The organism is Streptomyces prasinopilosus (genome assembly GCF_001419695.1).
Classification (GTDB): domain Bacteria; phylum Actinomycetota; class Actinomycetes; order Streptomycetales; family Streptomycetaceae; genus Streptomyces; species Streptomyces prasinopilosus.
This window is the reverse complement of record NZ_LIRG01000598.1, coordinates 1-1,244: the sequence shown is the minus strand read 5'-3', so window position 1 is coordinate 1,244 and position 1,244 is coordinate 1. Positions and strand designations below refer to the sequence as shown.

1 protein-coding gene is annotated in these 1,244 nt (G+C 73.0%); it reads right to left on the bottom strand.

Going from position 1 to position 1,244, the window contains the following annotated elements; all coding sequences use genetic code 11:
* Positions 1-67: 67 nt before the first annotated feature.
* Entirely contained in the window at positions 68-1,123 is a 1,056-nt protein-coding gene (locus AOK18_RS22985; protein ID WP_055695568.1) for an MDR family NADP-dependent oxidoreductase, read from the bottom strand.
* Positions 1,124-1,244: the final 121 nt, after the last annotated feature.

Sequence of the window (1,244 nt, the reverse complement as noted above, 5' to 3'; positions counted from 1 at the left end):
CGACCGCTGCCCCGCCGGCCGGGGGCTGCTGCGGGCCGGCGGGGCAGCGGTCGTCCGGCGCTTCGGGTCACAGGGCGACGAGGACCTTGCCGAGGCTGCTCCCGCGGCCGTGGTACAGGCTGCGGTAGGCGTCCGGGACGGCGTCGAAGCCGTGGTGCACCGTGTGGTGGCAGACCACTTCCTTACGCCGGATCAGGTCACCCAGATCGGCGTGCAGCGCCCGCCAGTTGTCGTCGGTGAACCATTCGAGGGAGAAGATGCCGCGCACCGTCGTCCGGGGGAACATGATGTAGGGCAGCAGCCGCGGACCCACCGCATCGCCGCCCACCTGCGTGGCCCACTGCCAGCACACCGCCACCCGGCTGTCGACGTTGAGCATGGAGAAGACGGCGTCGGTCACCGCCCCGCCCAGGTTGTCGAAGTAACGGTCGACTCCCCCGGGGGCGGCCCGCAGCAGGGCTTCGCGGACCCGGTCCACGCCGTCGCCCTGCCGGTACAGCACCACCTCGTCGAACCCGAGCCCGGTCAGGTGCTCCCGCTTCGCCGGGCTGGACGTGGTGCCGACCACCCGGGCCCCGGCCAGCCGGGCGAGCTGCCCGACCAGGCTGCCGACGGCTCCCGAGGCTCCGCTGACCACCAGCGTGTTGCCCTGCTCCACCCGCAGGAAGGTCGAGAGGGTGCCCCAGGCGGTCATGCCCGGGCCGCCCATCGCGCTGAGCGCGGTGGGCAGCGGCAGCGAATCGTCGTACCGGGACGGGTCCAGCCGGCGGTAGGCGGGGAACACCATCGGAAAGGTCCCGGTCTGCCACAGCACCGCCCGGCCGGTGCTGACCACGTGCGATCGCCAGCCCCCGAATCCCTGCACCAGGTCGCCGGGCCGGTGCGAGGCGCGCGGGCCCGCCTCCAGCACCTCCATGATCGAGTCCGCGCCCATGTGGTCGCCCAGGGGCGTGTCCAGGGCGATGCCGTGGAGGTAGGGGTCGACCGACACGTAGCGGGTCCGCAACAGCATCTCGTCCGGGGCCAGGTCGACCGTGACCTCCTCGGTCACCTTCTCGTAGACCCGCTCCACGGGCGGGGTGCCCGCGGCATGCTCCCGGACGACCCATTTCTCGATCCTCACGTCGCTTCCTTCCGTAGCCTGCCGCCGGAGCCGGAGCCGGAGTCTGGCCCGGGGCCGGGACCGGAGCCGGGGCCAGGACCGGAATCGATGGAGCCCGGTTCGGTGTGGGCCGTGGGACCGG